This is a genomic window from Acinetobacter sp. ACNIH1 (assembly GCF_002934695.1).
Taxonomy (GTDB): Bacteria; Pseudomonadota; Gammaproteobacteria; order Pseudomonadales; family Moraxellaceae; genus Acinetobacter; species Acinetobacter variabilis.
Window position 1 is genome coordinate 2,960,318 of sequence record NZ_CP026420.1, and the last position, 20,815, is coordinate 2,981,132.

21 protein-coding genes and 1 pseudogene are annotated in these 20,815 nt (G+C 42.8%); 11 read left to right on the top strand and 11 right to left on the bottom strand.

Going from position 1 to position 20,815, the window contains the following annotated elements; genetic code table 11:
• The first annotated feature begins 8 nt into the window (after nucleotides 1–8).
• Nucleotides 9–497, top strand: a complete 489-nt coding sequence (locus C3F22_RS14445; protein WP_158651686.1) for a transposase — start codon at nucleotides 9–11, stop codon at nucleotides 495–497.
• A 3-nt stretch (nucleotides 498–500) separates the two neighbouring features.
• Here the strand turns inward: C3F22_RS14445 and C3F22_RS14450 are convergent.
• Together C3F22_RS14450 and C3F22_RS14455 are read right to left on the bottom strand one after the other, a co-directional pair.
• Nucleotides 501–875 (bottom strand): annotated as a pseudogene (locus tag C3F22_RS14450) (MFS transporter); the annotation flags it as partial.
• 171 nt (nucleotides 876–1,046) lie between these two features.
• Nucleotides 1,047–1,310, bottom strand: coding sequence for a metal/formaldehyde-sensitive transcriptional repressor (locus C3F22_RS14455; protein ID WP_104426797.1), 264 nt, complete (start codon nucleotides 1,308–1,310; stop codon nucleotides 1,047–1,049).
• A 56-nt stretch (nucleotides 1,311–1,366) separates the two neighbouring features.
• On the opposite strand from C3F22_RS14455, the gene dmeF reads away from it, so the two are divergent.
• Nucleotides 1,367–2,308 (top strand): CDF family Co(II)/Ni(II) efflux transporter DmeF, encoded by a 942-nt coding sequence (dmeF, locus tag C3F22_RS14460; protein WP_104426798.1) that lies wholly within the window; start codon nucleotides 1,367–1,369, stop codon nucleotides 2,306–2,308.
• Nucleotides 2,309–2,444: 136 nt separating this feature from the next.
• A complete protein-coding gene (locus tag C3F22_RS14465) occupies nucleotides 2,445–3,143 on the top strand; it encodes a DsbC family protein (protein ID WP_104426799.1) in 699 nt (232 codons plus the stop codon).
• Nucleotides 3,144–3,222: 79 nt separating this feature from the next.
• Here C3F22_RS14465 and C3F22_RS14470 read toward each other — a convergent pair whose 3' ends face one another.
• From C3F22_RS14470 to C3F22_RS14490, 5 genes are all read right to left on the bottom strand, one after another.
• Nucleotides 3,223–3,480 (bottom strand): GlsB/YeaQ/YmgE family stress response membrane protein, encoded by a 258-nt coding sequence (locus tag C3F22_RS14470; RefSeq protein ID WP_034171345.1) that lies wholly within the window; start codon nucleotides 3,478–3,480, stop codon nucleotides 3,223–3,225.
• Between the two features lie 175 nt (nucleotides 3,481–3,655).
• On the bottom strand, nucleotides 3,656–4,183 hold the full coding sequence (gene hpt, locus C3F22_RS14475) for a hypoxanthine phosphoribosyltransferase (protein WP_104426800.1): 528 nt from the start codon (nucleotides 4,181–4,183) through the stop codon (nucleotides 3,656–3,658).
• A 211-nt stretch (nucleotides 4,184–4,394) separates the two neighbouring features.
• Nucleotides 4,395–5,714: a guanine deaminase gene (guaD, locus tag C3F22_RS14480; RefSeq protein ID WP_104426801.1), complete on the bottom strand. Its 1,320-nt coding sequence runs from the start codon at nucleotides 5,712–5,714 to the stop codon at nucleotides 4,395–4,397.
• A 200-nt stretch (nucleotides 5,715–5,914) separates the two neighbouring features.
• The gene (locus C3F22_RS14485; RefSeq protein ID WP_004780335.1) at nucleotides 5,915–6,880 is read right to left on the bottom strand and encodes a TerC family protein; all 966 of its coding nucleotides are present in this window, start codon (nucleotides 6,878–6,880) and stop codon (nucleotides 5,915–5,917) included.
• Nucleotides 6,881–7,211: 331 nt separating this feature from the next.
• The gene (locus tag C3F22_RS14490) at nucleotides 7,212–8,405 is read right to left on the bottom strand and encodes a sugar transporter (protein WP_171284732.1); all 1,194 of its coding nucleotides are present in this window, start codon (nucleotides 8,403–8,405) and stop codon (nucleotides 7,212–7,214) included.
• Between the two features lie 294 nt (nucleotides 8,406–8,699).
• Between C3F22_RS14490 and C3F22_RS14495 the strand changes: the two genes are divergently transcribed.
• Nucleotides 8,700–8,987: a GNAT family N-acetyltransferase gene (locus tag C3F22_RS14495; RefSeq protein WP_104426803.1), complete on the top strand. Its 288-nt coding sequence runs from the start codon at nucleotides 8,700–8,702 to the stop codon at nucleotides 8,985–8,987.
• Here the strand turns inward: C3F22_RS14495 and C3F22_RS14500 are convergent.
• Nucleotides 8,980–9,333: a hypothetical protein gene (locus C3F22_RS14500; protein ID WP_104426804.1), complete on the bottom strand. Its 354-nt coding sequence runs from the start codon at nucleotides 9,331–9,333 to the stop codon at nucleotides 8,980–8,982. The genes C3F22_RS14495 and C3F22_RS14500 overlap by 8 nt on opposite strands.
• A gap of 202 nt (nucleotides 9,334–9,535) precedes the next feature.
• Here C3F22_RS14500 and C3F22_RS14505 point away from each other — a divergent pair, with 202 nt between their 5' ends.
• On the top strand, nucleotides 9,536–10,006 hold the full coding sequence (locus tag C3F22_RS14505) for a BLUF domain-containing protein (protein ID WP_104426805.1): 471 nt from the start codon (nucleotides 9,536–9,538) through the stop codon (nucleotides 10,004–10,006).
• Between the two features lie 59 nt (nucleotides 10,007–10,065).
• On the opposite strand, the gene C3F22_RS14510 is transcribed toward C3F22_RS14505, so the two are convergent.
• Complete coding sequence (locus C3F22_RS14510) at nucleotides 10,066–11,148, bottom strand: zinc-dependent alcohol dehydrogenase family protein (RefSeq protein WP_104426806.1); 1,083 nt, start codon at nucleotides 11,146–11,148, stop codon at nucleotides 10,066–10,068.
• A 347-nt stretch (nucleotides 11,149–11,495) separates the two neighbouring features.
• The gene (mpl, locus tag C3F22_RS14520; RefSeq protein WP_104426808.1) at nucleotides 11,496–12,860 is read right to left on the bottom strand and encodes a UDP-N-acetylmuramate:L-alanyl-gamma-D-glutamyl-meso-diaminopimelate ligase; all 1,365 of its coding nucleotides are present in this window, start codon (nucleotides 12,858–12,860) and stop codon (nucleotides 11,496–11,498) included.
• Between the two features lie 241 nt (nucleotides 12,861–13,101).
• On the opposite strand from mpl, the gene C3F22_RS14525 reads away from it, so the two are divergent.
• The 4 genes from C3F22_RS14525 to C3F22_RS14540 all read left to right on the top strand — a co-directional run bounded on the left by C3F22_RS14525 (nucleotide 13,102) and on the right by C3F22_RS14540 (nucleotide 17,315).
• A complete protein-coding gene (locus C3F22_RS14525; protein ID WP_004780323.1) occupies nucleotides 13,102–13,443 on the top strand; it encodes a DMT family protein in 342 nt (113 codons plus the stop codon).
• A 197-nt stretch (nucleotides 13,444–13,640) separates the two neighbouring features.
• On the top strand, nucleotides 13,641–14,153 hold the full coding sequence (purE, locus tag C3F22_RS14530) for a 5-(carboxyamino)imidazole ribonucleotide mutase (protein WP_104426809.1): 513 nt from the start codon (nucleotides 13,641–13,643) through the stop codon (nucleotides 14,151–14,153).
• Nucleotides 14,154–14,181: 28 nt separating this feature from the next.
• Nucleotides 14,182–15,303, top strand: coding sequence for a 5-(carboxyamino)imidazole ribonucleotide synthase (locus tag C3F22_RS14535; protein ID WP_104426810.1), 1,122 nt, complete (start codon nucleotides 14,182–14,184; stop codon nucleotides 15,301–15,303).
• Nucleotides 15,304–16,019: 716 nt separating this feature from the next.
• Nucleotides 16,020–17,315, top strand: coding sequence for a lytic murein transglycosylase (locus C3F22_RS14540; RefSeq protein ID WP_104426811.1), 1,296 nt, complete (start codon nucleotides 16,020–16,022; stop codon nucleotides 17,313–17,315).
• Between the two features lie 103 nt (nucleotides 17,316–17,418).
• Here C3F22_RS14540 and C3F22_RS14545 read toward each other — a convergent pair whose 3' ends face one another.
• On the bottom strand, nucleotides 17,419–18,546 hold the full coding sequence (locus C3F22_RS14545) for an anhydro-N-acetylmuramic acid kinase (protein ID WP_005233064.1): 1,128 nt from the start codon (nucleotides 18,544–18,546) through the stop codon (nucleotides 17,419–17,421).
• 63 nt (nucleotides 18,547–18,609) lie between these two features.
• Here C3F22_RS14545 and tyrS point away from each other — a divergent pair, with 63 nt between their 5' ends.
• Nucleotides 18,610–19,842: a tyrosine--tRNA ligase gene (gene tyrS, locus C3F22_RS14550; protein WP_161792066.1), complete on the top strand. Its 1,233-nt coding sequence runs from the start codon at nucleotides 18,610–18,612 to the stop codon at nucleotides 19,840–19,842.
• Between the two features lie 498 nt (nucleotides 19,843–20,340).
• Nucleotides 20,341–20,631, top strand: coding sequence for a hypothetical protein (locus C3F22_RS14555; protein ID WP_104426812.1), 291 nt, complete (start codon nucleotides 20,341–20,343; stop codon nucleotides 20,629–20,631).
• Nucleotides 20,632–20,815: the final 184 nt, after the last annotated feature.

A 20,815-nucleotide genomic window follows, 5' to 3' on the forward strand; every position in this document is an offset into this window, starting at 1 on the left:
TTCAGAACTTGATTGAATGTTTAGAACAACAATTACCACTGGTTTATATCGATGAAAGTGGTTTTCAAAGCGAAAGTACGAGATCGCATAGTTATAGCTATAAAGGAGCGCGAGCTGAAGCTGAATTTAACTGGCAGTTAAAAAATTGTAGCAATGCGATTGGCGCATTAATCGAAAATAGATTGCTTACAGTTGGAGTATTTGATTGTTCAGTGAATACCGAGGTATTTGAATGCTGGATTGAACAGGATTTATTGCCAAAGCTGAAAAAAACCAGTGTATTGATTATGGATAATGCCACCTTTCACAAAGGAACAAGGCTTCAGGAGTTGATACGTTGTGCAGGCCATTACATTGTGTGGCTTCCTAAATATAGCCCGGACTTAAATCCTATAGAAAAAATGTGGTCACGAGTAAAAATGATTCGCAATAAATTTAGAGTTAAAGATATTGATAAATTGTTTAAAGATTACTGTAATGATTTATTTAGTATTTAGCTATAATTGTGGTGCAAGCTGCTTATGAGTCTCTGGAATGGTTTGCATCATGCCCAGCATTGCTGAAGTGGTCATCAGGCCTGAAGCAATACCAATAATAAAACGACCCACCGACAAAATCAGCGCATTCTCGGCAAAGACTGAAATGACCAAGCCGATGCTAATAAATACCAGGCCAATTTGTAGCGTTCTTAAGAAACCAATCGTGTTGCTGGTACGTCCCAGGAATAACAAGGTACCCAGACAGCCAAACATATAGGCGACAAAAATATAGGTAATCTGGCTTGGGGATAAATGCCAAATCTGTTGATAAATGGGGTAAAGCGGACTTGCCAGTGCTGTGCCGATGGTACCCATAATCAATGCAAGACTGACCATGGCGAAAGGTCGCCATGAGATATTTTCTGTCATGTAGCTCCGTAAAAGTTTCACCACATTTTAAAAAGAATGATGTGGAAGAAAGAAGAGAATGGGTGGCAGTGTATCGGTTAGATGAAAAAGCGGTCAATTATCTTGCTGTAAAGAAAACAAAAATGTTGAACTAAACAATCAGCCATAACGTTTTAATAATTTTAAAAACTCAGCCAATTCTTCTTCATTAACCGCAGCTTCTCCAATGACATGCTCTCTTAAATGGGTCTCGATCAACTCATTCATCAAACCGTTTATAGCACCTTTAACGGCTGCAACCTGCTGCAGGACCTGAATACAGCCTGTCTCAGGATTCTGGAGAGACTGCTCTACGGCGTTCATCTGGCCTTGCAAGCGCCGTATCCGGTTTAATATTTTTTTATCATCATGTACATGACTCACCACAAATCTCCAAAAATAAATATACTAGGGGGGAGTATTAATAACAGTTCCCTTTTATGCAAAAACATACCGCCAATTCGCACAGCCATCAATTTGATAAAGGTAATCCACTCGCACAGAAAAAGATTCTGTTTGCCACGATTCTGACCGCCGTCATGATGGTGCTGGAAGTATTAGGAGGATGGATCTTCCAGTCAATGGCTTTGCTTGCCGATGGCTGGCATATGGGCTCGCATGTATTGGCCTTGGGGCTGGCTTACTTTGCCTATAAAGCTGCCCGCCATTATACGAATGATCCCCGCTTTAATATGGGCACCTGGCGGATTGAAATTCTGGCCAGTTATAGCAGTGCAATTTTATTGCTTGTGGTAGCCGGTTTTATGGCGATTCATTCAGTAGAACGTCTATTTTCGCCAGTTCAGATTCATTATAACGAAGCCATTCCAATCGCGATTTTAGGACTATTGATTAATCTGGCCTGTGCCTGGTTGCTGCATGATGATGGGCACCATCACCATCACCATGATCATCATCATCGGCATTCCCATCACGAGCATGATAATAATCATGGTCATCATGACTTGAACCATAAAGCGGCCTTTCTGCATGTGGTTGCTGATGCTGTAACTTCTGTTCTGGCGATTATTGCTTTGATTGCTGGAAAATATATGGGCTGGGATTTTCTCGATGCAGTACTGGGACTGGTCGGCTCAATCCTGATTGCACGCTGGGCGATTGGCCTGCTAAAGCAAAGTGCCAAGACTTTACTGGATGCCGATATGGATGCCCCAGTGGTCGAAGAAATACGTGAAGTCATTGCTGAATATGGGAATGATCTGCATTTAACTGACCTGCATGTATCGAGAGTCGGTAAAGGTAAATTTTCCTGTTTTGTTGCCGTTCAAACGGGAATCCCCATTAGTGCCGATCAAATCCGTGAGGCGATCTCTATTCATGAAGAAATCGTGCATATCTCGATAGAAGTCAATCAGCATTAAGGGGTCAATGTTCCACGTGAAACATAACTGATTGATCAGTTCGATTTGAACATCAGGCTACATAAAATAGTCAGAATTTTCTTTTTAAAAAGACTAGAATCAAAACACATTTAACTTGGACCTGAGCAGGACATTCATGCAAATAAGAAATATGCTGCTGGCTTTGACCCTCTTCCCTGGCCTTAGCTTTGCCAATGTGGATACAGTTAAAGCCAATCTGGCAAAAAACAGTCCCAACCTGAAAATTGAAAATATTCAGCCTACCGAAATGAAAGGAATCTATAGCGGTTCCATGCAGGGGCAGATTGTCTATCTGAATGAAGATGCCCAGCATCTCCTAGCCGGTTCAATGTTTCGTATCCAGGACCAGCATAATCTGACTCAGGATTTATTACTCAAACAAAACAGTGTCGACTGGAAAAAGTTACCGCTTCAGGATGCGATTAAATCAGTCAGAGGGACAGGAAAACGTCAGCTTGCCATCTTTTCTGACCCAAATTGCCCGTATTGTAAACAACTTGAAGTAGAGCTGAAAAAACTCAAAGATGTCACTATTTATACCTTCATCCTGCCTTTAAAACAGCAGTCAATTGCGCCATCTAAACAGGTTTATTGTGAAAAAAATCCGGCCCAGGCTTGGGAAGACCTGATTGGTCAAGGTATACAGCCTAAATCGAGAAAGAGCTGTAGCAATCCAATTGAACGTAATAAACAGCTGGCACAATCACTCGGTGTAAATGGCACTCCAGCGATTATTTTCTCGAATGGTTTTAAGGTCATGGGCGCTCAGCCGGCAGAACAGATTGAACAAGGCTTCAAAGAATTCGGCCTGTAAAATTCTTACTATGATCAATAAAAAAAGAGCACCTATCTAGGCGCTCTTTTTTATGAAAGAAACTTATTCCAAGCAGGGCTTAGATCCGTTTACGTTTGGTCACCATATTGTAGATAAACAGGATGACTACGGCACCGATCACTGAGGCAATAAAGCCTGCGGCAGAATCTTGGGAGTACAAGCCCAGCATACGTCCGGCAAAGGTCGCAACCAGTGAACCGGCAATCCCCAGCAGGGTCGTAACAATGAATCCAGCTTTGTCATCACCAGGATGAATCGCGCGTGCAACCAGACCCGCAATAAAACCCACCACAATCGCAACGATAATTGACCACATCAGCATACTCCTTGTTATCATGTCTTTGTTTTTACATCAGGTTTATCTTGCGACAAGAAAAGCTCTGAAAAAAGTCATGTCCTGCAACGGGCTGTTGCGTTTTTGTTTGCTGTGTTACTGAAATGATTCAAGAAATAAAAAAAGTGGCACGAAGCCACTTCTTTTAAACCGGTTCTTAAATGCCGATTTCACCAATAAATGGAATATGACGGTATTTTTGATCATAGTCCAAACCGTAACCAACAATGAACTTGTCTTCGACTTCAAAGCCCAGGAATTTTACTTCTAGCTCGATTTCACGACGTGAAGGTTTACTCACCAAAGTGCACAGTTCAATTGAGTTTGGCTGACGGGTTTGCAGGATTTCCAGGACTTTGCTTAAGGTATTACCTGAGTCGATAATGTCCTCAACCACCAGCACATCTTTACCACGGATTTCACCGTCCAGATCTTTCAGGATTTTGACATCACGGCTCGAAATCGTACCGCCGCCGTAGCTGGATACAGTCATGAAGTCGAGTTCATGTGGCTTGGTAATGGCACGACACAAGTCTGCCATGAAAATCACTGAACCGCGTAACAAACCGATAAGTACAAGCTCTTTGTCACTATTGGCATAGTGTGCATCGATTTTAGCACCAAGCTCTTTGACTTTAGCTTGAATTTCTTCAGCGGAAATCATTACGCTCATTTGAACGGTCATGGGTAGATACCTAAAAAATAAAAATAGCAAAATAAAAAAGGTGTTGACCTGCAACACCTGAATTGCAGCAATTTTAATACATCCTTGCTTGAGATGCACCTGTTTTACTTGCTGTAAATGTAATCAATTTTTGGGCTGCTGTGAATCTCTCTTTAGCGCAAAGGCACAGACGGCGACGATTGCAGCCAAAATGATCCTACGCTGACGCGATTTATTGGGCTTTGACATAGACAGCCTGTCCATAGACATAAGTTGCTGCAATATTACGGTCATCTCCCAGCATGGTCAGTGCAAAAAAAGTATCTTCAATATTTTTGGCTCTGCTCTGCCGCAGTTGTTGTAAGGTTGTGGCATTAAGATCCAGCACCACAAAGTCTGCTTCTTTGCCCACATTGAAATTCCCCAAGCGGTCATCCAGACTTAAGGCTTTCGCACCACCCAAGGTCGCATGATATAGCGACTCAAAAGCCGAAAGTTTTTCTCCTTGCAGCTGTTGCACTTTATAAGCCTCATTTAAGGTTTGGAGCTGATTAAAGGAGGTTCCTGCCCCGATATCGGTACCCAAGCCGACTTTTACGCCTTTATCCCAGGCTTTCTTTAGCGGAAACAAACCACTACCCAGGAACAGGTTTGAGGTTGGGCAGAAGGCAATCGCAGAGTCGGTTTGATGCATGCAATCCCACTCCCCTTCCTCCAGATGCACACAATGGGCAAATACGGATTTAGCACCGGTCAGCCCATAATGATGATAGACATCCAGATAGCCTTCACGTTCCGGAAAGAGTTCTTTTACCCAGGCAATCTCGTTTTTATTTTCACTGAGATGAGTATGGACATAGACATCTGGATATTCAGCTTTTAACTGACCTGCTTTTTCTAGCTGTTCAGGGGTTGAGGTTGGAGCAAAACGGGGCGTAATCGCATAAAGATTACGTCCCTTACCATGCCATTTCTCAATCAGGGCTTTAGAATCGCTATAGGCAGATTCTGCGGTATCGGTTAGGGCTTCAGGTGCATGGCGGTCCATCAGCACTTTACCGGCAATCAGTCGCATATTCTGTGCTGTAGCCGCTTCGAACAGTGCTTCTACCGAAGCCGGATGAACGGTACAGAACACCAAAGCTGTGGTTGTACCATTCTTCAGCAGTTCCTGAATAAAGAACTGTGCAATTTTCTGGCTATAAGCTGGATCCTGAAACTGGATCTCAGTCGGGAAGGTATAAGTATTTAACCATTCCAGTAGCTGTTCACCATAGGCACCGACCATTTCGGTTTGCGGGAAATGGATATGGGTATCAATAAAACCTGGCACGATCAGCTGCTCAGGATAATGAGATACCTGCACTCCTTCAGGCAGATGCTGCTGCTCCTCTTCCCAGCTGCCAAACCATTGAATCTCACCATTCTGGCTGATGAGCAAGCCATCTTCTACATATCGCACTTGGTCGTGAATTTCACGCGCTTGGGCAACCGTATTCTTGATATCCAGGAAGCGACCGCGTATTGCCGTCGTTGCAATGATAGAAGACATTTAAAACCTGCGCTTTTTGATTTTTTCGATTGATTGTAGCTGAAAAAATTAGCATGTTTATATGAACATTCATATTTAACCATGCGTATTTTTTATGAGATCAGACAATCACGAATAATTTCAACAGAGCGTGCGTATGCAGCTGAGCTTATAGACAAATAAAAAAGCCTGCATCAGCAGGCTTTTTTTTATGATTAGCTTTACAGCGTAGTTTCGTTATGTTTCTTGCTATGACGAATCGACAAAATCGCAGTCACCGTCAAGACAATCACAATAAAGCTCAGTGAAATCCAGATCGGCATATGGAATACATCCAGCATCAGCATCTTAAAGCCGATAAAGACCAGAATCAAACCTAGGCCATAAGGCAGATAATGCATTTTTGAGGCTGCACCTGAGAGCAGGAAGAACATTGCACGCAGGCCTAAAATTGCCATCAGGTTCGCAGTAAGCACAATGAAGGGGTCGGTGGTGACAGCAAAAATAGCCGGGATAGAGTCTACCGCAAAAATCACATCAGAGGCTTCGACCAGAATCAGCACTAAGAATAACGGCGTTGCCCAAAGCAAACCATTTTGACGGACAAAGAATTTATCGCCCTGAAGTTGCGGGGTGATACGCATATGTTTACGTAGCCATTTCAGAATGGCCATATCTTCAATATTGCTGTCTTCTTCATGCTGACCACGCAGGAATTTGAAGCCGGTATACACCAGGAACGCACCGAAGAGATACAGAATCCAGGAGAATTCCTGTACAAACCAGGCACCAATAAAAATAAAGATTGTTCTGAGCACAATTGCACCCAGTACACCATATAACAGCAATTTACGTTGTAGCGCTGGTGGAATGGCAAAGGCGGCAAAGATCATCAGCCAGACAAAGACATTATCAATTGCCAAGGATTTTTCCAGCAGATAACCGGCAAAGTATTCCATGACCTTGGTATTGGCAATTGCCGCACCTGCAGTCTGCTCCAGATACAGCCATAATCCACCACCAAATAAAGTCGCGACACTGACCCAGGCGATACTCCAGTAGGCAGCGGTACGGACTTTTACTTCCTGACCATGCTGATGTTTAAAGCCGACAAAATCGATCACCAGCATGACGGCGACAATTGCGAAAAAGACAAGATACAGCCAGAGCGTACCAATTGTTTCCATGTGAATTCTCCACATCGGACGACTGGCCATAAAAAAACCTTGACCAGCTGCCAGATGAAAAACATCTATAACAACATGATCAAGGTCTTGCCTACATCTTAGTGTTTCACTTTTTTATATCAAGTGTGACCTAAAGATGCTCAGATACCGACTTTTTGCAAAGTGTAATGACGATATTCTGACACGTTCAAAAACTGAAATTTCATTCTTAAACGTTTGGAGGAGGCTACTCCCCTTGTTCAAACTCAATTCTGTTTGAGCAATTGCTCAATATCAGATGAGCATGACAGATTTTGTGCATAATCACAAATTATTTTACAAAAAGCAGCGTTTAATCAGCAGCTTTTGGCAAAAAATCTAGGCGCTGAACCAAATAGAGACTAAGCAGAAATCCAAAAATCGCCAGCCCTGCGCCTACCCAGCCAATGCTCGATAGTCCAATCTGAAGCGTGACTATGCTGCCAAGCAAAGCTCCTCCACCAATACCGACGTTATACAGGCCTGAATAAATGGCCATGGCAACATCTGTGGCATCTGCAGCCAGGTTCAGGGTTTTGGATTGTAGGGCCAGGCTAAAACCAATGATGCTCAAACCCCACAGCAGAGACAAGCCAGAGAGGCCTGTGACTGTGCTCGACAGTGGTAATAACAGCAGCATGGAAATAACCAGTCCAAAAGTAAAAGCAGGAATAGTCATTTTTGGGAACTGCGCAGCAAAACGGCCAAACAGATAGGAGCCTAGGAATCCTGCCCCGCCATAGACCAAGAGTAAAGTTGTGGTCTGGGCTGAATCAAAGTGGGCGATATTCAGGGAAAACGGTTCAATATAACTATAAGCAGTAAATTGCGCCGTAATCACCAGAATAGTGAGGGCAAAGACCAGCATCAGGCTGGGACGTTTGATCAGGCTTTTTAAGCTACTGAGGGAGCCTGAATTGACACTTGGAAGTAAGGGCAAGGTTTTGGCCAGAATCAGGCAAATGATCAATGCAAGACATGCAATCAAGGCAAAACTGTTACGCCAGCCATATGCCTCACCAATCATCCGGCCAAATGGAATACCGAGCACCATCGCCATCGCTGTTCCTGTGGCCAATAAACCGAGTGCCTGAAACTCTTTACCTTTCGGTGCGACCCGAACCGCAAGTGATGCGGTAATCGACCAGAACAAGGCATGCGCAATGGCAATCCCTATCCGGCTGATCACCAGCGTGCTAAAACTCCAGGCAAAATAGGACAGCACATGACTTAAAATAAAGACCGCAAAGACCAGCATCAGCAGAAAACGCCGTTCTATGGCTTTAGTGAGCAGCATGATCGGAAGAGATAGTAGGGCCACGATCCAGGCATAAATGGTCAGCATGATGCCGGCCTGAGTGGCGGACATGGCAAAGCTTTGCCCGATTCCACTCAGTAATGCCACAGGAATAAATTCGGTAGTGTTAAAAATAAAAGCCGCACAGGCTAAAGCGATGACACCAATCCATTGCTTGGTGACGGAAGAAGCGGAAGATGAGTCAGACATACGAAGTTGCATGCAAAAAGATGCTGCATTCTAATCCTGTCTTTCTCAATTAGGGAGTAGGTAAAATTAAATTTTTGGGGGTGATATGTGATGACTCAAACTGCATCACCCTTAATCAGGCAAAATAGAGAAATAAAAAGTTATCAATATTTGAAAAAATTCACAGGAAATGATGAAAGAAAATAAAACAATTTCATCCAATATTAAAAACTTAACAATAATTCATATCATTTCTTCAGGAAGATGTTTTAAATTAAATAAACCAATAATCTTATCAAGGGATCAGCCTTCAGTATGGACATTCAACATCAAGATTCAAAACGCGGCGGTGTATTTTTTATGGAGGAAGATGGTCGACATCTTGCTGAAATTACATATCAGTGGCAAGAAGCATCGACCATCGTGGCTGATCATACCTGGGTAGATAATTCCTTACGCGGTCAAGGCGTAGCACGCAAAATGCTGGATGTGCTGGTCGACTTTGCCCGCAAGAATAGCTTAAAAATTATTCCCCAGTGTTCCTATGTAGATGTCATGTTTAAACGTGATCGCAGCCTACAGGATGTGGCAGCTGCTATTTAGCAATTGAATTAAACTTATCCAAGATAGAGATATGTTGTAATTTGCCCTTAAGCGCAGGTACAGAAATACGCTGTAGCAGGTTATATACGCCATAACCTGCCATCAGGCCTATGCTGTTCCATAACACTTCTTCATATTTGCCTAACAGCGTAAGTATTCCTATCATCAGGCTTACACTGATATAAAAAAACATACGACGGCGAACAAACTGTAAAAGCGTCCAGCCTACAAAAACTGAACTGAGCAGAATGTTGGTCTCTGTCGTCAAGGCCATCTCATTCAGCATAATCAAAAGCATAAAACATATACACAACAACGCTACAGTGAAAATCAGATCTTTTAACATCAGGTTTCACTCCTTCATCATTATCGCTATACATCTGAAATCATTGATTTCCTCTCAGGAGGTAATTGTTAGAAGTTTTCTTTGGAAAAGCAAACCTAAAATAATGTAAGCAAAAACGGATATTTGCTTAAAAAATGATCGACTTAAATTAAAATAATTGATTAAATTATGCTTTTAATTCTTTCTTCAGTGAGATGACCTTATGCTACAGCTTTGCTACGCCAGTGAACGTATAGAATCTGAACAAGAGTTATTACAGGATCTTAGCGATATATTATCTGTAGCGAGAAAATTTAATAAAGATCATCAGATTAACGGGGTTTTATATTATTCCCATGGCAAGTTTTTTCAATGTCTGGAAGGTGAAGCAGAGGTGGTAGAAAATCTGTTTCAGAGCATTCGCCGTGATCCACGCCATCATCAGGTGCTTCGCTTTCAGGATGCAACGGTAGAACGTCCACATTTCTCGGAATGGTCGATGAAATATGTGCATAAACATAGTGAGATTTCTTCTTTATTTTCACGTTTCGGTTTAGGCCAGTTTGAACCTCATGCACTGCAACAGGAACAGCTGGGCGGATTCCTGGAACTGCTCTATCGTCTGGATGAAAATCAGGCCAATCTTGCTTCTCCTCAAGGTTATAAACAGCGTGGTTATATTCCCTATTTTTAATTGATGCTAAAAAATAAAAAAGTCCGCATAGCGGACTTTTTTTTGTTGCCAATGATGATTTAAGTCATTTCAATCATGACCTTTAACGCCTTTTCGTCAGAGGCATGTTTAAACACCTCATAAGCCTTTTCAAATTCAGCAAACTTGAAGTGATGGGTGGCCAGTTTTTCCAGTGGCAGTTTGCCGGAGCAGCAGGTTTTGAGCAGCATCCCGGTGGTATTGGTATTGACCAGGCCTGTGGTAATGGTCAGGTTTTTGATCCAGAGTTTATTCAGTTCAAAATTGACGGATTTGCCATGTACACCGACATTGGCCAGATGACCGCCTTCTTTCACAATATGCTGGCAAATATTCCAGGTGGCTTCCAGGCCCACCGCTTCAATGGCACAGTCCACTCCTCTTCCATCAGTGAGGTCCAGTACACGTTGAATGGCATCTTCATTGGCTGAATTCACGGTATGGGTGGCACCAACAGTCTTGGCAAATTCTAGCCGGTTGTCATCGACATCGACCATGATGATATTGGCTGGAGAATAAAACTGCGCGGTGAGCAAGGTACTCATGCCGATCGGGCCGGCACCGACAATCGCTACATTGTCTCCTGGTTTGACCTGACCATATTGCACGCCAATTTCATGTGAGGTCGGCAAAATATCTGAAAGAAAGACCGCAACATCTTCATTCAGACCTTCCGGTAAATGATAGAGAGAAGTATCGGCAAATGGGGTTCGGACATATTCGGCATGTGTACCGTCAATCATATAACCCATGATCCAGCCACCCTCGTTTCTACAATGGGCATACAGCTGTTTCTGACAGTTTTCACAGGTGCCGCAGCGGCTGACACAGGAAATAATCACCCGATCGCCCTTTTTAAAGTTTTGAACTGCGGAGCCGACTTCTTCCACAATACCAATACCTTCATGACCGAGAATCCGGCCATTAAAACTGCCGGTTTTTTCTTTTGCGACCTCCTCAATTTCGGGATTTTTACCTTTCCAGATCCCGAGGTCAGTACCACAAATGGTGACTTTGCTAAGTTTGATAATGGCATCAGTAGGTTGCAGAATTTGGGGAATAGGACGTTCTTCAAAGCGGATATCATTGGCGCCGTAATAAACCATGGCTTTCATTGTTGTCATGACAGATCTCCTAAGGAAATGAGGGTCTGAACAAGAGAGATAAAGCTATTTTTTTGCTGCCTTTACAGCCTGGAAAATCATCAGGAGGGTGAAGGATAAAAGAGGATCGAAATACTGTTGTTCTTATTGATTGTGCCTAGGGCACTCAAAGACTGCAATGAGTCTTATGTCCAGATTGCAACAAAAGATAATGAAAAGAAAAAAGATAAATTTTAGCTGTTTTAATAGTAAAATAAGAAAGTTGATTTGAACTTGAATGAGGTTCAATTTTCTTAAGAAAAGATAGAAAGCGAATTTAATTTTTAAAATAAAAAAGCCCGCAATTACGGGCTTTTTCATATAAATTTTTAAGCTTTTAAAGCGCTAATCAGTTTCTGATGTAGCCCGCCAAAACCGCCATTGGACATGATCACCACGGCATCGCCCTCACCTGCTTCAGCCACTACGGTCTGGATAATCTCATCTAGAGTACGTGCGACTACAGCTTTATTCAGTGCAGCGTCAATTACCGGTTGCAGATCCCAGTCCAGACCTTCAGGTTGATACCAGATCACTTCATCCGCCAGACGCGCGGAATGTGCCAAACCATCTTTATGACTGCCCATACGCATAGTATTGGAACGTGGTTCAATAATTGCCCACAGCTTACGTTCACCGAGACGCTTGCGTGCGCCATCAAGGGTGGTATCAATCGCGGTTGGGTGATGGGCAAAGTCATCATAGACTTCAATGCCGCGTACAGTGTCCAGCAGTTCCATACGGCGCTTAACACCGCCAAAGTTTGAAAGTGCTTCACAAGCCGTTTCAATAGAGACACCGACATGTTCAGCAGCAGCAATCGTTGCCAGTGCATTGGCTACACTATGCTGACCCGTCATATTCCACTGTACTTCGCCTTTGACTACGCCCTGTTGCAGGACTTTGAAATGTGAACCATCTGCTGACAATTGTTCTGCATAAAGTTCAGATTTCTCGTTGGCATCTAGACTGGTGCGCACTACAGGCGTCCAGCAGCCCTGCTCCAGCACTTTATCAATATTGCTTTCAGTAATCGGCGCGATAATCCGGCCTTCGCTTGGAATAGTGCGGACTAAATGATGGAATTGTTTCTGAATCGCTGCCAGATCATCAAAGATATCGGCGTGATCAAATTCCAGATTATTCAGAATCGCAGTTTTAGGATGGTAATGCACGAACTTGGAACGCTTGTCGAAAAAGGCAGAATCATATTCATCGGCTTCGACACAGAAGTATTTCCCGCCACCTAAACGCGCACTTTCAGAAAAGCCAAGCGGTACACCGCCAATCAGGAAGCCAGGTTCTAAACCGGCCTGATCCAGTACCCATGCCAGCATGGTGGTAGTTGTGGTTTTACCATGCGTACCAGCTACACCTAAAACGTGTTTACCTTGCAGGACATGATCTGCCAGAAACTGTGGACCTGAAATATAAGGCAGGCCTTCATTCAGCATATATTCTACAGCATCAATACCACGTTTCATGGCATTGCCGACAATGATCAGATCCGGATGCGGCTGTAAATGGCTGCGGTCGTAGCCCTGCATTAAAGTAATGCCTGCATTTTCCAGCTGGGTCGACATCGGTGGATAAACGTTTTGATCCGATCCTGTCACCTTATGGCCTAGATCACGTGCCAGTAATGCCAGTGAACCCATAAAGGTGCCACAAATACCCAAAATATGCAGATGCATCTACTTCACTCCATTTTGCCTGACACATCACTTTGTACTGGTGCTGTTGCCATGATTTATTCGATTTGCAAGCAACGATAGCAAGGCTTTGACCGAAAAGATAGTCAAAGTTCAAGCATTCCTGCGGGATTTTTTAAATCCTGTTTCACAGACAAATTCAGGGAAATTTTCAAGCTTCCAGAATATCTTTTGGCAAAATAAATCGTAAAATAAGCCCGAACTTTTTGCAGAGTGCATGCAGATGCTACCGGCTCTATTTCTTCTGGTGATTGCCAACTGTTTTATGACCTTGGCCTGGTACGGACATCTCAAATTCCTGCCGCATGATGCACCGCTGTGGCAGGCGATTTTATTTAGCTGGGCCATTGCCTTGTTTGAATATAGCCTGATGATTCCAGCGACCAAATTATTAGCCCAACAGGGACTGGCGGTGGGTCAAATGAAGATTACTCAGGAAGTCGTCACTCTACTGGTCTTTGTTCCCTTTATGATCTTCCTGTTCAAACAGCCGTTTAAACTGGATTATTTATGGGCGGCGCTATGTCTCTGTGGTTGTGTCTATTTTGTATTCCGCAGTTCTTGAAATCATCTACTAGCCACTACTTCCCTATTTTTATTCCAGTTTTTAAGAATCTGCTAAAAAAATAAGAAAAATCGAGCCTTGCTTTGACCGTTAAATTTTATGAAGCTGAAAAATCAGTCTATAATATGCATTCCTATTCAAGCTTGGCTCTCTCGTCGAGATTTATCTTTCTTACTTTAATCTCTGGAAAATTTGCAATGAATGCGGCTGCTGCACAAGATACTCCTCTCGTAGGTATTATCATGGGTTCTCAATCAGATTGGGCAACTCTCGAACACACTGCCAATATGCTCAAGCAGCTTGGTGTCCCATTTGAAGCCGAAGTCGTTTCCGCACACCGTACCCCGGACCGTCTGTTTGAATATGCTGAACAAGCGCGTGATCGTGGTATTCAGGTGATTATTGCCGGTGCAGGTGGTGCAGCGCATTTACCAGGTATGTGTGCAGCCAAAACTGATCTGCCAGTACTGGGCGTACCTGTCAAATCATCGATTTTAAATGGTGTCGATTCATTGCTTTCTATCGTGCAAATGCCAGCGGGTATCGCCGTAGGAACATTGGCCATTGGTCCTGCCGGTGCAACCAATGCAGCCATTATGGCAGCACAGATTTTAGGTTTAACCCGCCCAGAGATCGCAAAAAATGTCGCAGATTTCCGCGCGGCACAAACCGAGAAAATCGCAAGTAACAATATTCCAGGTCAAATGTAAGTCCAAGCTTAATACGGGATCAAACACAATGGATAAAACCATCGGTATTTTTGGTGGCGGCCAGCTAGGCCGGATGATGGCACAAGCCGCACTACCTCTAAATATTCAATGTACGTTCTTTGAAGCCAATACGGACTGCCCTTCTGCGGCTTTAGGTCCGGTTTTCTCCACCAAAGCTGTAAATGGCTTGCAGGACTTTATCAATAGCGCAGATGTCTTTAGCCTGGAGTTTGAAAATACACCATTGGCTGATATCGATGTTTTAACGCAAAACAAAGATTTGCATCCACCACGTCAGGCTTTAGCCATCGCACAGCATCGTCTGTCTGAAAAAGCCCTATTTGATGAACTGGAAATTCCGGTTGCACCGTATAAAGCGGTAACTTCACTGGAAAGCTTGCAGACGGCCGTGGCTGAGCTTGGCTTGCCGATCGTGCTAAAAACCTCTCGTGGTGGTTACGATGGTAAAGGTCAGTTTGTTTTACGTTCAGCTGATCAAATTGATCAGGCTTGGGCGGAACTCGGCCCTGCTGGTGAACTGATCGCAGAAAGTTTTGTGACTTTCTCGCGTGAAGTATCGATCATTGCGGTACGTGGTCAAAATGGTGATGTGAAAACCTGGCCATTGGCTGAAAATTATCACCACAACGGCATCCTGTCGCACTCGATTGTTCCGGCACCCAATAGTGCGGATCTGCAACCAGTCGCGCAGGATTACATCACTCGCCTGCTGAATCACTTGGATTATGTGGGTGTATTGACTCTTGAGCTGTTTGTGACAGACAAAGGCCTGTATGCAAACGAGATGGCACCACGTGTGCATAACTCAGGTCACTGGTCGATTGAAGGCGCTGTTTGCTCGCAGTTTGAAAACCATGTTCGTGCGGTCGCAGGTCTGCCACTGGGCTCAACTGAAGTGGTGCGTCCAACCGTGATGGTAAACATTATCGGTCAGCATCCCAAATCTGAAGATGTCCTGGCTTTAGAAGGCGCTCACTTGCATCTATATAACAAGTCAGAGCGTGAAGGTCGCAAGATTGGCCACATTACTTTGATGCCCACAGACAGCGCTCAGCTGACCACTTTATGTCGTCAACTGGCGAAGATTTTGCCAAATCCGCTGGCATTGAGCGAAGATATGACCATCTAAGCTTTAAGCTGCTGATAAAAAAAGCGATCACTTCGGTGATCGCTTTTTTATTTGTCCAGATTCAGGCATGATTGCGCCTCTTTAAAAATCCCTTGCCATTGGTCGGATCATTTTTAAAATCAATTGCTTATAAACTGATCAATTGAGTATAAATATAATAATTTAATTTGCTGCTATTTTGAGCTGAATTCTAGGTTATTCACTTGTGGATAAAATTAACATTGAGTTTGAATTTAAAACTGGAAATAGGTTTTGAATTTAAATTCATAAAAATAAATTCAAATTTAAAAATGAACTTTGAATTTAAACTTTGCTGTTTAAATTTAAATTCAAAAATATGAATTCAAATTTAAAAGCTGATTAATGAATTTAAAGTTTTGAATTTAAAAATAGTTACTTCTAATAAAAATGAATTTAAAATAGAAATGCTATATACCATAAGCCTTTGATTGATTGAAGAATCCTGATTTAAAGGTAAGTTATCCACAATCATTTTTAAATTCAAAAGTAATTTCCTGAATTTTGAATTTAAATTTAAAAATAAGCTTGATTTGAATTTAAAATGAGTTTGTGGATAAGTTTTTAAATTTAAAAGCTACAAAATGAATTCAAAAGTGTAGGAATTATGAATTTAAATTTACGTATTGGCGCTTTAATTTTCATCATGAACTGCTAAGGTAGAAACATAATTCAAAATCTAAATATTTAAGGGTCTTATGCAACGGCTTGCACTTTTTGTTGGTTCTTTGGTTTTAGCTGCTACACAGGCACAGGCAGAACTGATTATTAATGGTCAGCGTGTGACATCAACGGATATGTCTTCTGTGCCGAGCAGTCCGGTCAATTATGCGTCCCAAAATAATTTTCAGAATTGTCTTGCCAATTTACGCAGTCAGGCGATTGCGCAAGGCGTAAGTGGTTCAACCTACGATCGTTATACGCAAAATTTAACACCTGATTATTCTGTGATTGAAAAGTTGAATTATCAGCCTGAGTTTTCGACCCCAATTTGGGATTATCTGTCCGGACTGGTGGATGAAGAACGTGTACAGCTGGGTCGACAAAAACTGCAGCAACATCGTGAGGTATTAAACCGGATTAGCGCAGCCTATGGAGTGCCGGCAGAAACGATCATAGCTGTATGGGGCGTAGAAAGTAATTTTGGGGATATTTCTGGAAAATATCCTTTATTACAGGCCTTAGGTACCTTGAGTTGTGAAGGTCGTCGTCAAAGTTATTTCCGTGGTGAGTTCTTTACCACCATGAAATTGCTGCAACGGGGTGATGTCTATGAAAACCAATTAAAAGGTTCATGGGCGGGGGCTTTTGGTCATACCCAGTTTATGCCATCGACTTATGATGAGCTGGCGGTTGATTTTGATGGGGATGGTCGTCGTGATTTAGTCAGCAGTATTCCTGATGCACTGGCTTCTACAGCCAATTTCCTGAAAAAACGTGGCTGGCAGACTGGCCAACCTTGGGGCTTTGAAGTAAAAATTCCACAAGGCATGTCTGTTGCAGGCGAAAGCCGACGCAATAAAAAATCACTGAGTAGCTGGATGAATCGTGGTGTGGTGCGTGCTGACGGTACTCTGCTATTGCAGGGCAATTTATCAGAATCTTCTCAGGCTGGCTTATTGGCGCCTGCAGGCGAAAATGGACCGGTATTTTTAGTCTTTAAAAACTTTGATGCTATTTACAGCTATAACGCAGCAGAAAGTTATGCTTTAGCGATTGCACATTTATCTGACCGCTTACAAGGTAAAGGGAGCATCCAGGCAACTTGGCCAACCGATGATCCGGGTACGTCACGTGCGGAACGCCGTGAGATCCAGCAATTCTTGTTACACCGTGGCTATGATATTGGTGAGGTGGATGGTTTGATTGGAGATAAAACCCGTCAGGCGATTCGTCAGGAACAGAACCGTCTAGGTTTAAGCCCGACCGGTCGTGCAGGACAGCAAATCCTGCGTGCATTTAGAAATGAAAATGCCAAACTAATGATGCGTTAGGAAGAATTTAGACATGATCTAAATATAGTTCTTCATCATAAAAAGGGTCTGCAAATATGCAGACCCTTTTTATAACTATTATATAGTGAGCTTAAAGCTGCTCTTATACAGAGGTAATTGTACCCAGAACGCGATAACCTGATGCGCCTGTCACAGCCGGCAGATTGCCGCTGAGTTGATTCATAAAACGCATCGCCAGCCAGGCAAAAGCCGTGCCTTCCACCCAAGTCGGATTTAAGCCAAGGTCGGCTGTGGTTTGTACGCTCCAATGATGTTTACGCAAACGCCAGCGTAACTGTTCCAATAAATGTGAATTATAGGCACCACCACCACAAACATAAACTTCACCGGTATCCAGACCGGAACGGTAAATGGCTTTTTTAATCGCACGGGTCGTGAGCTTCATTAAGGTAGCTTGCACATTCTCTGGTGTATCTTCAAGTTCATCATATTGAAGATCATTGCGCCAATCAGCAATCTGTTCATCCAGCCATTCCAGATTAAAGTCTTCGCGGCCGGTACTTTTAGGTGGCTCTTTTGAGAAGAACTCATGTTCCTGTAAACGGTCCAATAAGCTACGGATTGGCGTGCCATAAGCTGCCCAGTTACCATTTTCATCAAAAGGCTGGCCGGTATAACGCTGACACCAGGCATCCATCAGAATATTGGCAGGGCCTGTATCAAAGCCATAGACCTGATCCGATTGACCTGCCGGCAGAATACTCACATTGGCAATGCCGCCCAGATTCAGAATCACACGGTGAATACTCTCATGCTGGAAAATATCTTGATGGAAAGCGGGGACTAAAGGTGCACCTTGGCCGCCAGCAGCCAGATCGCGACGACGGAAATCGGAAATGACCGGAATCTGGGTGATTTCAGTAATGATATTTGGATCACCAATTTGCAGGGTAAAGCCATGTTCAGGACGATGCCGGATGGTCTGACCATGCGATCCAATTGCCTTGATTTGCGATTTGTTTAAATTATTTTCTTCAATCAGCGTATTGATGCCATGACCAATCATCTGTGCCAGTGCAACATCAGCTTTGCCCATGCGGTCGATTTCATTGTCATCTGGCAAAGTCAGTGCCATCAGTTCATCACGAAGATCGGGATCAAAAGGCAAGGTGAGGGTAGCATGAAGCTGAAGTGGATCAAAAGAAGCAGCAACAATATCGACACCATCCATGCTTGTGCCGGTCATTACCCCAATATAGATCGCTGTCATGATTATTCTTAAGCCTGCAATGTGCTGAAAAAGTGTTAGTATATCGCACAAATTGAATAACTGATGTATTTGGATTTTGTGATGTCAAATTTCCTGCCGGCTGAAGAACAACTTGCCCTCATCCAACGAGGCACCCACGAAATTATTTCTGAAGAAGACCTTCTGAAGAAATTAAAGCAGAATCGTCCTTTAAAAATTAAAGCGGGTTTTGACCCAACTGCACCGGATCTGCACCTAGGTCATACAGTTTTAATCAATAAATTAAAAGTATTCCAGGACTTGGGTCATGAAGTGTACTTCCTGATCGGGGATTATACTGCGATGATCGGTGACCCGACGGGTAAGAGCGCAACCCGCCCGCCATTGTCACGCGAACAGGTGCTGGAAAACGCAAAAACCTATCAGGAACAAGTATTTAAAATTCTTGATCCAAACAAAACCAAAGTCGTGTTCAACTCGGAATGGTTTGCACAAAAAACTGCAGCTGACCTGATTCAATTGGCATCACAACAAACAGTTGCACGTATGTTAGAGCGTGATGACTTCACCAAGCGTTATAACAACCAGCAACCGATTGCGATTCACGAATTCTTATATCCACTGGTTCAAGGTTATGACTCAATTGCTTTGGAAGCTGACGTGGAGTTAGGGGGTACAGACCAGACCTTTAACCTGTTGATGGGTCGTACCCTGCAAGGCCGTTATAACCAGGAAGCACAGGTGTGTATCACTGTACCAATTCTTGAAGGTCTGGATGGTGTGAACAAGATGTCTAAATCTTTAGGCAACTATATTGGTGTATTCGATGCACCGGGCGCGATGTATCAGAAAGTACTGTCTATGCCAGATTCATTGATTGAGCGTTATTTCGATCTGCTCAGCTTCAAATCTATAGAAGAAATTCAAGGCTTGCTGAAAGAAATCGAAGAAGGCCGTAACCCGCAGGAAGTGAAACGCATTCTTGCCCTGGAACTGGTAGAACGTTTCCACGGTGCTGAAGCTGCCGCTCATGCCCATAAAGGTGCAGGTAATATCATTACTGAAGGTGAACTGCCTGAAGGTACGCCAGAAGTGACTATTTCACGTGGCGAATTTGGTGGTGAGATCTTCATTACTTCAATTTTACGTGAAGCTGGCTTAACCAAAAATGCTGCTCAAGCTAAAGATGCCTTAGGCCGCGGCACTGTGAAAGTGGACTGGAAACCGGTTGATGCGTCTTTTTCTGTGAAAGAGAACGTAACTTTAATTATTCAGGCCAGCAAAAAAGCAATTGCAAAAGTGACCTTCGTTGACTAAAGCTGGTTCTAAGTTATTGAAATAAAAGCAGGCTTCGACCTGCTTTTATTTTTTAAGTTGTATATGAATTATATAAATATAGAAATTCAAAAAAAACCTTATAAAAACAACATTTAAATTTTTCCATTTGGCTTGCATTTCAGGTTTTTTGTGTATAAGATTTATTCGTCTAGAGATTCCGTGAAAAGCATATCTAGAGGGTAATGATCAATAACAGACAACTCCATAATTGATCAGGTCTCTAAGTAAAGAGACAAGTTAATATAATGTGAATAACTATAATAATGACGTAATGGATCGGGTAAAGATTCAATTCTAAGGAAGAGATTTTGGGAGAGATCTCTTCCTTTTTTATTGGTGTTGTCTGGCTATATGTTCAATCTTCAATAAATTCAAAACAAAGATGGATGAATCAGCTTGGATTAAGGTTAAATCCATGGTGAGGTAAATGAATTATCTTTGAATCTCAATCCATCTATAAAAAGAAAGGTAAATAAGGTGTATCAATACCAGACTGAACAGATGTTTGATGAAGACATCGATTTCATTTTGCGTTTTCTCTTCGAATATGAGTCTGCTGAGCGAAAACAAAAATCTTTTGATCAGGTACAGGCCTTATTTCAGCAATTAGATCTTGCCTCCCACTATTTACTCTTTTCATTAGTCAAAGAACGCCTGCCACGTCGGGCCAAATTATTGTTTGCTGCTGAAGACTATAGTGGTAAGAAAGAAGTGATTGAGGAAGTGATGCAGCACTGGATAAAAGATAAATACTCAAATGTGGCTTAATCGATTTTAATCTTCTGCTTATTCTTCTGCGCTTAAGTAAGATTTCCGGATGATCTGAAACCTAGAAAGATCATATCCTTATTTTTGTTCTTTAAAACCGAGTGTTAAGAAAAATCTGTATACAGCAAAGATTTTGATCTTACAAAAAGCTCTATATATAAGTCGGATAGAAAACAGCAAAATA

Bases quoted from the DNA above. Each gene is read 5' to 3' on its own strand.
- C3F22_RS14490 (WP_171284732.1), bottom strand. From the start codon at position 8,405: ATGTCTGACTCATCTTCCGCTTCTTCCGTCACCAAGCAATGGATTGGT.
- C3F22_RS14470 (WP_034171345.1), bottom strand. From the start codon at position 3,480: ATGTGGTCAATTATCGTTGCGATTGTGGTGGGTTTTATTGCGGGTCTG.
- hpt (WP_104426800.1), bottom strand. From the start codon at position 4,183: ATGACCGTTCAAATGAGCGTAATGATTTCCGCTGAAGAAATTCAAGCT.
- C3F22_RS14545 (WP_005233064.1), bottom strand. From the start codon at position 18,546: ATGACAGCGATCTATATTGGGGTAATGACCGGCACAAGCATGGATGGT.
- tyrS (WP_161792066.1), top strand. From the start codon at position 18,610: ATGTATTTGGATTTTGTGATGTCAAATTTCCTGCCGGCTGAAGAACAA.
- C3F22_RS14500 (WP_104426804.1), bottom strand. From the start codon at position 9,333: ATGTTAAAAGATCTGATTTTCACTGTAGCGTTGTTGTGTATATGTTTT.
- C3F22_RS14535 (WP_104426810.1), top strand. From the start codon at position 14,182: ATGGATAAAACCATCGGTATTTTTGGTGGCGGCCAGCTAGGCCGGATG.
- C3F22_RS14465 (WP_104426799.1), top strand. From the start codon at position 2,445: ATGCAAATAAGAAATATGCTGCTGGCTTTGACCCTCTTCCCTGGCCTT.
- C3F22_RS14540 (WP_104426811.1), top strand. From the start codon at position 16,020: ATGCAACGGCTTGCACTTTTTGTTGGTTCTTTGGTTTTAGCTGCTACA.
- purE (WP_104426809.1), top strand. From the start codon at position 13,641: ATGAATGCGGCTGCTGCACAAGATACTCCTCTCGTAGGTATTATCATG.
- C3F22_RS14510 (WP_104426806.1), bottom strand. From the start codon at position 11,148: ATGACAACAATGAAAGCCATGGTTTATTACGGCGCCAATGATATCCGC.
- guaD (WP_104426801.1), bottom strand. From the start codon at position 5,714: ATGTCTTCTATCATTGCAACGACGGCAATACGCGGTCGCTTCCTGGAT.
- C3F22_RS14495 (WP_104426803.1), top strand. From the start codon at position 8,700: ATGGACATTCAACATCAAGATTCAAAACGCGGCGGTGTATTTTTTATG.
- C3F22_RS14525 (WP_004780323.1), top strand. From the start codon at position 13,102: ATGCTACCGGCTCTATTTCTTCTGGTGATTGCCAACTGTTTTATGACC.
- C3F22_RS14505 (WP_104426805.1), top strand. From the start codon at position 9,536: ATGCTACAGCTTTGCTACGCCAGTGAACGTATAGAATCTGAACAAGAG.
- mpl (WP_104426808.1), bottom strand. From the start codon at position 12,860: ATGCATCTGCATATTTTGGGTATTTGTGGCACCTTTATGGGTTCACTG.
- dmeF (WP_104426798.1), top strand. From the start codon at position 1,367: ATGCAAAAACATACCGCCAATTCGCACAGCCATCAATTTGATAAAGGT.
- C3F22_RS14485 (WP_004780335.1), bottom strand. From the start codon at position 6,880: ATGGAAACAATTGGTACGCTCTGGCTGTATCTTGTCTTTTTCGCAATT.